Source organism: Aquicoccus sp. (assembly GCF_041686535.1).
Classification (GTDB): domain Bacteria; phylum Pseudomonadota; class Alphaproteobacteria; order Rhodobacterales; family Rhodobacteraceae; genus Aquicoccus.
Map to the genome: position 1 here is coordinate 1 of NZ_JAWLDS010000112.1, position 8729 is coordinate 8729.

Below are 8729 nucleotides of genomic sequence, written 5' to 3' on the forward strand. Positions count from 1 at the left end.
GCGGCCGGTGGCGGGGCCGGGAGAGGAAAATCCGGTAAGGTGGGAGACCGATGACGGGATCGTGCTGGACGTTCTGACGCCAAAGCAGCGTGGCAGAGATGCGTCAGTCAGGCACGAGGGTCTCGGCATCTGGGCGCAGGCTCTGAGCTATCTTGATTTCAGCCTCGAGAACACGGTCGAAGCTGTGGTTCTTTACCGGGAAGGGATACCGGTCAGGATTCCCGCTCCGGAACGGTTTGCCGTGCACAAGTTGATTGTGGCATCGGCACGACGCGGAACTTATCGGGCCAAGTCCGAAAAGGATCTGGCACAGGCCGAATGGCTGATCGAAGCCCTTGCCGAGTCTCGTCCGTTTGAACTTGCCGAAGAGCTCGACTTGGCGCGCGGCCGCGGGCCGAAATGGCGGCGCGCGATTGAGGGCTCGCTCATTCGACGTCCAGAACTGAGAGAGATGCTTTCCTATTTGCAACGGCTTTGATGCTGTGACCGTCCAAAGGCCTGAAGCCGTCAAAATTACCGGGTGTCGTACGGAACGTACGTTGACCGGCCTCATCACGGATCTTTCGCAAGTCACGTCTCAGGTCTGAATTGCGCAACATTGCCGGTGTCAATTCAAAACGAACGGAAATGATAAATTGAAAAGCTTGAGATCCGCGAATTACTTTTGTGTAACTGTGTCAAGGTTGAGGTCTCGGACACCTTTCTGAGTGACAGTTCCCGACGATGCTTGACCTGCGGTTGGAGTGCGCCCCTCGGGATGGACAGTTTTCCTGTTTTTGGTGACGCCGGTGCGGCCCAGCTTTTTTCAGTTGGGCACAAGTCTTGCCGATGGCGACTTTCTCACTCATGATTGGCATCGGCCTTGTTCGAGGAGATGCAGTCAAATCGGGCGATTGATGTTCTGCAGACTGCCGACGAGGGTGGCGAGGTACGTACAGGAACCGCGCATATGATCCACAGGGTCTCTTCACACAGGCGGATTCGCCGCTTTCCGGTGATTTACCCGGTTCGCGGAATAATTGTCTTCGGCAAATAAGCGAGATCAAGTAGCTCGAAAGATCGCAAGAGAACCAGCCACGCTCGCATCCTATCTTGCACAAATATCGGTCAAAGGCCTCGAGGCGCTGACCCGGCGCGCGACGAAAGGCTGGACAGGCCGGCACAGATAGATCAAGGTTGACTTACAAAGGCTGCAAAAGCCGAAGGCAATCGCGCCCCGTTCTCCTCAATCCGAGGCAACGGGGTTTTTTTATGCGCGGGATGAAATCGTGACACTGCGTCTGGGTCTCATATTTTCGACGACGGGCAGCTATGCGGCGCTTGGGCAAAGCGCGCTGGCCGGCGCGCTGGCCGCGATCGAGAGCCTGCAACGGCACGACACCCGCCCGATCACGCCCGTGATCGCCGATCCCGGCGGCGACATGGCCTCCTATGAGCGGATGACGCGCGAGATGCTTCAAGGCGGCGTACGCCACACTGTCGGGGCGATCACCTCGTGGAGTCGCAAGGAGATGATCCCGCTGCTGGAACGCCATGGCGGGCTTTTATGGTACCCCTGCCCCTATGAAGGGTTCGAGAGTAACGATCACGTCGTCTATCTTGGCGCATCGCCGAACCATCATGTCGTGCCGGTGACCGACTGGATCGCGGCACAGGGCATGCGGCGCGCCTTCCTCGTCGGCTCGAATTATGTCTGGGGGTGGGAGACGTTGCGGCTGGCGCGGGAATGCCTGACGCAGCGCGGGATCGAGGTTGTGGGCGAACGCCATGTGCCGCTCGGGGCCGCGACGCCGGACCATGTTCTTGACGAGATCCGCGACCGCAAGGCCGATTGCGTCGTCGACAGCCTGATCGGCCCCTCGAACACCAGCTTTCTTCAAGGGGTCGCGGCGCGCGGCAGTGCAGGGCGGCCTCCGGTGCAGGTGGTGAGTTTCAACCAGAGCGAGGCCGATCTCGCCGAGATCGGACCGGCGGCGGACGGGTTATTGTCGGCGGGCAGCTTTTTCGAGGCGAATGCAAGCGACATGCTGCGGGAGGCGGCCCGGCGGCACGCGCCGAACGGGCGGGTGTCGTCGTTCTTCGCGACATCCTTCGCGGCGGTGGAAATGATTGCCGCAGCGCACCGCAGCGCCGGCACCGACGCCCCCTCGGCCGTGTTCCGCGCGGCGGTGGACACACCCGCGGTCACGGCCATGGGGGCGATGCCGATCGATCCGGTGCTGCGGCACGCGACGCTCACACCCCGGCTGGCGATCGCCCGGAACGGGCGGTTCGACGTGCTACACAGCGCCGCGGCCCCGGTCGCCGCCGACCCCTACATGACCTCGCAGACGGCCGCCAAGCCGAGCGCAACCTCCGCCTCGCAACGCAAGTTGAGGGTCGTCAAATGACACGATCGCCCCTGCACAATTTCGCCGGCCGGACCGCGCTCGTGCTGCACCGGTCGCCCGAAATCGGCCAGCGGATCAAGGATCGCTGCGACAGGCTGGGCGTGCGCGCCCGCGTCCGCAACGAAGACCCGGGCGCGGGGGCGGCGCGCGCGGCAGATATGGTGATCCTCGACATCGACACCGCCGATGACGGCATGCTGCCATGGCCACGCGCCGCGGCGCCGATGCCGCTGATCGGGCTGATCGGATCGGAAAGCCCCGGGCGACTGGCCTGGGCACTGGCGCAAGAGGTGGACGCGTTCATTCCCCTGTCTGGGCTGGGCCATCTTTTTTCCGCGATGGTGATCGCCCATGACGTGTTCGCGCAGAAGGCCGAACGTCGTGCCCGCGAGGCCGAGCTGGCACGGCGCGGCACGGGTCGACTCGACGTGATACGCGCCGTTCTCGTTCTGATGGAGGGCGGGCGCGACGAGGCGCTGGCGCTCAAGCAGTTGCGCACGATGGCGATGGTGGAACAGATCAGCCTCGAGGATGCCGCGATCAGGCTGCTGACCGAACGCCGGAAGGCCGGAGGCGCGCGCAATGAGTGACACGCAGATCCTGCGCCCCCGGTCACGAGGCCGGTTCCGGGGCGTCATGACCGACCTGTTGCAGCGGCCGCGCGCCGCCTTCGGCTTGGCGGTGATCGCGGTGATGGTCTTTTGCGGGGTTTTCGCGCCGTGGATCATGCCGCACGACCCGTTCGAGCAGAGCTTCGACGGGCTGGACCTGATGGGCGGGCCGCTTCCGCCGGGGGGTGACTACCTGCTGGGCACCGACCTTCTGGGGCGCGATCTGGCCTCGCGGCTGATCCTCGGGACGCGCACTTCGCTGATCATCGGGGTGGTGGCGAACGGCATCGCGGTGATCCTCGGAGCGAGCGTCGGCATCGCGGCGGGGTATTTTGGCGGCTGGACGGCGGCGGTGCTAATGCGTTTCACCGACCTGATGATGGCGTTTCCCGCCCTGTTGCTGGCGATCGTGCTGGCCGCGATCTTCCAGCCCAGCCTGATGATCGTCGCGCTGGTGATCGCCATGGTCAACTGGGTGCAGATGAGCCGCGTCATCTACACCGAAACACGCAGCCTTGCCGAGCGCGAGTTCATCCAGGTGCAACGCGCCATCGGCGCATCGCCCTTTCGCATCCTGGGCAAGCACCTTCTGCCGCATCTTCTGTCGTCGATCATCGTGTTCGGCACGCTGGGGATTTCGACCACCGTGCTGCTGGAGGCGACGCTGAGCTTTCTCGGCGTCGGCGTGCAGCCGCCGATGCCAAGCTGGGGCAACATCATCTTCGAGAACCAGACCTATTTCTCCACCGCGCCGTGGCTGGTCTTTATTCCCGGTCTCCTGATCGTCCTTCTGGCGTTGGCCTTCAACCTGGTCGGCGATGCGTTGCGCGACGTTCTCGATCCCACATTGAAAGGGCGGCACGGATGAGCGCCTACCTCGCAAGACGTCTGATCGAAAGCGCGCTGATCCTGCTGGGGATCACCTTCGTGACTTTCGTTCTCCTCTATATGGTGCCAGCCGATCCCGCCCGGCAGATCGCGGGCCGCTCGGCAACGGCAGAGACGGTCGCTAACATACGAAATCAGTTGGGGCTGAACGACCCGCTCTTCCTGCAGTATTTCCGCTATCTCGGAAACCTGCTGCAGGGCGACATGGGCCGGTCCTACCTGCAACGTGCCGAGGTCTCAGAACTAATCGCCGCGCGCCTGCCCGCAAGCCTTTTGCTGATGGTGTCGGCGATCGTCACCGAATTGATCCTCGGGCTGACCATCGGCGTGGTCGCGGCGCTGCGCCGCAACAAACCCGCAGACCATTCGCTGATGATCTTCAGCTTCGTGTCGATCTCGGCCCCGCAATTCGTGATCGGGATCCTGCTGCTTTACATCTTCGCGGTGCAGCTCGGCTGGTTGCCGATCGGCGGCTACGGCACTTTCGCGCATCTGATATTGCCGTCGATCACGCTGGGGTTCCTCGGGGCGGGCTGGTACAGCCGGATGATGCGCTCGTCCATGATCGACGTGCTCGAGCAGGATTTCGTGCGCACCGCCCGCGCCAAGGGGCTGTCGCGCCTGCATATCATCACCCGCCATGTCATGCCCAACGCGATCCTGCCGATCATCGCCATGATCGGGATCGATATCGGCCTGTTCATGTCGGGCATCGTCGTCGTCGAAAGTGTGTTCGGATGGCCGGGGATCGGCCAGCTTGCCTGGCAGGCCATCCAGCGCGTCGACATCCCCGTGATCATGGGCGTGACCATGGTCTCGGCCACGGCCATCGTGCTCGGCAATCTGATTGCCGATCTGGTGGCCCCGCTGATCGATCCCCGCATCAAGACAAAATGAAACCGACAGAGGAGAGAAGACCCATGAAAAACGCATTTATGGCCGGCGTCGCCGGTATGGCGCTTGCCGCGGGCGGCGCGTTCGCACAGGTGAACGAGGACGCGCCGCAAGGCGGCGAGATGGTCGTGACCTACCAGGACGATGTCGCCACGCTTGATCCCGCGATCGGGTATGACTGGCAGAACTGGTCGATGATCAAGTCGCTGTTCGACGGTCTGATGGGCTACGAGCCCGGCACCACGACCCTGCGCAACGAGCTGGCCGCCAGCCACGAGATTTCCGACGATGGAACTGTCCACACCTTCGTGCTGAAGGACGGCATCAAGTTTCATAACGGGCGCGAGATCACCGCCGAGGACGTTAAGTATTCGCTGGAGCGCGTGACCGACCCCACGACCCGCAGTCCCGGCGCAGGTTTTTTTGGGATGATCGCGGGCTTCGACAGCTGGAACGCCGGCGAAGGCGACGGTCTGAGCGGTGTCGAGGTAATCGACGACAAGACTGTGCAGTTCACCCTGTCAAGGGCCGATGCGACCTTCAGCCATGTCATGGCGCTCAACTTCGCCTCGATCGTGCCGCGCGAGGCGGTCGAGGCCGCGGGCGAGGATTTCGGGCGCGAGCCGGTGGGTTCCGGCGCCTTTCGCCTCGCCGAATGGACCTCGGGTCAGCAGCTCGTGTTCGAACGGTTCGAGGACTATCACCGCGCTGGCGTGCCCAAGCTTGACCGGGTGACCTTCGATATCGGGCTCGATCCGACTGTTGCGCTGCTGCGCCTGCAAAGCGGCGAGGCGGATGTCCCCGGCGACGGCATCCCGCCGGCGCAGTTCCTTCAGGTGATGAACAACCCCGAGCAGGCCGACAACGTGGTCGAAGGCGGGCAGCTTCACACCGGGTACGTCACGCTGAACACACAAATGGAACCTTTCGACAACGTTACTGTCCGAAAAGCTATGAACATGGCGATCAACAAGGACCGGATCGTCCAGATGATCAATGGGCGAGCAGTTCCCGCCAACCAGCCGCTACCGCCGACGATGCCCGGCTACGCGGACGACTACGAGGGCTACCCCTTCGATCCCGAAGCCGCTCGCGAGATGCTGGCCGAGGCGGGATATCCCGACGGCTTCACCACCGAGCTTTTCGTCATGAACGTCGATCCCAACCCGCGGATCGCGCAGGCAATCCAGCAAGATCTTTCAGAGATCGGCGTCGATGTTGAAATCCGCAGCCTCGCGCAATCCAACGTGATCGCGGCGGGTGGCGCCGCGGATCAGGCGCCGATGATCTGGTCGGGCGGCATGGCCTGGATCGCGGATTTCCCGGATCCGTCGAACTTCTACGGCCCCATCCTGGGCTGCGCGGGCGCGGTGCCCGGCGGCTGGAACTGGGCGTGGTACTGCAACGAGGATCTCGATGCCCGCGCCGCCGAGGCCGACGCGATGGCCGATCCGGCCATGGCCGAGGACCGCGAAGCGGCATGGCGGTCGATCTATGTCGACATAATGGACGACGCGCCCTGGGTGCCGATTTTCAATGAGCAGCGATTCACGCTCGTATCGGACAACATGGCTGGTGACGACAGCCTCTTCGTAGATCCGGTGCACATCCCGGTGAACTACGATTACATCTATTCCGCAGACGCAGAGTGAGATCATGTGCAAGGCGTACGATTACACCATCCACGGCCACCATCACCACGGGTGGGATCATTCGATCCCACCCGCCCGGACGGTGGCCCCTGGCAGCCGGGTGCATTTCCAGTGCCTCGACAGTTCCGCCGGCCAACTGACGCGCGACAGCACCGTCGCCGATGTCGCGGTGATGGATTTTGGCAAGATCAACCCGGTCACCGGCCCCGTCTATATCGACGGGGCCGAGCCGGGCGACGTGCTGAAGATCACGCTGGAGCAGTTCCACCCTTCGGGCTTTGGCTGGACGGCTAATATCCCCGGTTTCGGGCTGTTGGCCGACCAGTTCGAGGATCCGCACCTGAAGGTGTGGGAGTATGAGCAGGATACGCTGGCGCCGGCGCTTTTCTCGGACATCGCCAGAGTACCGCTGAAACCGTTCGCGGGCACGATCGGGCTGGCCCCGGCCGAGCCGGGGCTGCATTCCGTGGTGCCGCCGCGGCGGATGGGCGGCAATCTCGACATCCGGGATCTGGCCGTCGGCTCGGTGCTCTACCTGCCGGTCGAGGTCTCGGGGGCGCTGTTCTCTGTGGGTGACACCCATGCGGCACAGGGCGACGGCGAGGTGTGCGGCACCGCCATCGAAAGCCCAATGGATGTCGAGATCAAGCTCGACCTGATCAAGCAGGAGCCCTTGACCTTCCCCCGGTTCTCGACACCGGGACCGGTGACCCGACACCTTGACGCCAAGGGCTACGAGGCCACCACCGGGATCGGGCCGGACATGATGGAAGGCGCGAGGAACGCGGTCTCCGGCATGATCGATCTGCTGGGCAAGCAGCACGGCCTGTCCCCCGAGGACGCCTACCTGTTGTGCTCGGTCGCCGGCGATCTGCGCATCTCGGAAATCGTGGACATGCCGAACTGGGTCGTGTCCTTCTATTTCCCGCGTGTCGTCTTCGAATGAGGCCCGAGCTTGAAAACGGACGGGGCGACACCGTGCGCCCCGTTCTTACGGTGCGCGATCTGACCGTTCAGGTGGCGACCGGCGATGGCGGTAAGACCGTTCTCGATCATCTATCCTTCGACCTGCATCCCGGCGAGACACTGGCGCTGGCCGGTGAAAGCGGATCGGGCAAATCGATGACCGCGCTGGCGATCATGGGCCTTCTGCCGCGCCCCATGGCGCGGATCACCGACGGATCGATCCGGCTGGGCGACACCGATCTGGCCGGCCTGAGCGACCGGCGCTACCGCAAGGTCCGCGCGCGCCGGATCTCGATGATCTTCCAGGAGCCAATGACCTCGCTCAACCCGTTGATGACCATCGAGCGGCAGCTTTGCGAGGTTTTGTTGGAACATGGCATGTGCACGCGCGGCGAGGCGCCGGCGCGGGCTCTGAAACTGCTGCGCGATCTGCGCCTGACCGATCCCGAACGGCGGCTGAAACAATACCCGCACGAGCTGTCGGGCGGCATGCGTCAGCGCGTGATGATCGCCATTGCGCTGGCCTGCGAGCCCGAGATCCTGATCGCCGACGAGCCGACGACGGCGCTCGATGTGACCGTGCAGGCCGAGATCCTCGACCTGATCCGCTTGATGCAGAAGGAACACGGCACCGCAGTGCTCATGATAACCCACGACATGGGTGTGGTCGCCGAGATGGCCGACCGGGTCATCATCATGCGCGAGGGCAAGCCTGAAGAGTGCGCCTCGGTCGGAGACATCTTCAGCACGCCGCAATCGGCCTATGCGCGAAAATTGCTGGCGGCGGTGCCGCGGCTCGGCCATGCCCCTGACCGGCCAGTGAAGGCAAGCGCACATAGACTCGTAGAGGTCGACGATCTAAGCGTCCGCTTCGACGTGACCGGCGGCATCTTCAACCGGACCGTTGCGCGGCTGCACGCCGTGGAGGGCGCGTCGTTCAGAATTCGCGCCGGAGAGACCCTTGCGCTCGTGGGCGAGTCCGGTTCCGGCAAGTCGACCATCGGCAAGGCGCTCTTGGATCTGGTGCCCTGGGACGGATCGGTGCGGATCGACGGCCAGCAGACCCGCGGGCTGTCGCGCCATGCCATGCGCCCGGTGCTGCGTGACATCCAGATGATTTTCCAGGACCCCGGCGCGTCACTCGATTCCCGCATGACGGTGGGCGAGCAGGTGGTGGAGCCGCTGCAGGTGCACAGCCTTGCCAGCGGATCCGAGCTGAGCGATCGGGCCGAGTTCCTCTTTCGACGTGTCGGGCTGTCGGCCGACATGCTGTCGCGCTACCCGCACGAGTTTTCCGGCGGCCAGCGCCAGCGGGTCTGCATCGCGCG

Annotated in this window: 8 protein-coding genes; all 8 read left to right on the plus strand. The window is 63.8% G+C overall.

Translation table 11 applies throughout. The features are described 5' to 3' along the window. Positions 1-478: GSU2403 family nucleotidyltransferase fold protein (locus ACESL9_RS15760; protein ID WP_372675150.1), on the plus strand; the 478-nt coding region annotated here is incomplete at its 5' end. A 790-nt stretch (positions 479-1268) separates the two neighbouring features. Next, entirely contained in the window at positions 1269-2390 is a 1122-nt protein-coding gene (locus ACESL9_RS15765) for a transporter substrate-binding protein (RefSeq protein ID WP_372675151.1), read from the plus strand. Further along, positions 2387-2980: a transcriptional antiterminator gene (locus ACESL9_RS15770; protein WP_372675152.1), complete on the plus strand. Its 594-nt coding sequence runs from the start codon at positions 2387-2389 to the stop codon at positions 2978-2980. The genes ACESL9_RS15765 and ACESL9_RS15770 overlap by 4 nt, the downstream gene beginning before the upstream one ends. After that, positions 2973-3869 carry an ABC transporter permease gene (locus tag ACESL9_RS15775; protein WP_372675153.1) on the plus strand — a complete coding sequence of 299 codons (897 nt, stop codon included), beginning with the start codon at positions 2973-2975 and terminating at the stop codon, positions 3867-3869. The genes ACESL9_RS15770 and ACESL9_RS15775 overlap by 8 nt, the downstream gene beginning before the upstream one ends. Then, the gene (locus tag ACESL9_RS15780; protein ID WP_372675154.1) at positions 3866-4786 is read left to right on the plus strand and encodes an ABC transporter permease; all 921 of its coding nucleotides are present in this window, start codon (positions 3866-3868) and stop codon (positions 4784-4786) included. Before ACESL9_RS15775 ends, ACESL9_RS15780 begins: the two co-directional genes overlap by 4 nt. Before the next feature lie 23 nt (positions 4787-4809). After that, positions 4810-6435, plus strand: a complete 1626-nt coding sequence (locus tag ACESL9_RS15785; protein WP_372675155.1) for an ABC transporter substrate-binding protein — start codon at positions 4810-4812, stop codon at positions 6433-6435. Positions 6436-6439: 4 nt separating this feature from the next. Next, positions 6440-7381, plus strand: coding sequence for an acetamidase/formamidase family protein (locus ACESL9_RS15790; RefSeq protein WP_372615350.1), 942 nt, complete (start codon positions 6440-6442; stop codon positions 7379-7381). A 32-nt stretch (positions 7382-7413) separates the two neighbouring features. Further along, a partial coding sequence (locus ACESL9_RS15795) for an ATP-binding cassette domain-containing protein (protein WP_372675156.1) occupies positions 7414-8729 on the plus strand: 1316 nt, incomplete at its 3' end.

Coding starts and splice junctions, on each gene's coding strand:
- ACESL9_RS15770 (WP_372675152.1), top strand. CDS start 2,387: ATGACACGATCGCCCCTGCACAATTTCGCCGGCCGGACCGCGCTCGTG.
- ACESL9_RS15775 (WP_372675153.1), top strand. CDS start 2,973: ATGAGTGACACGCAGATCCTGCGCCCCCGGTCACGAGGCCGGTTCCGG.
- ACESL9_RS15780 (WP_372675154.1), top strand. CDS start 3,866: ATGAGCGCCTACCTCGCAAGACGTCTGATCGAAAGCGCGCTGATCCTG.
- ACESL9_RS15785 (WP_372675155.1), top strand. CDS start 4,810: ATGAAAAACGCATTTATGGCCGGCGTCGCCGGTATGGCGCTTGCCGCG.
- ACESL9_RS15790 (WP_372615350.1), top strand. CDS start 6,440: ATGTGCAAGGCGTACGATTACACCATCCACGGCCACCATCACCACGGG.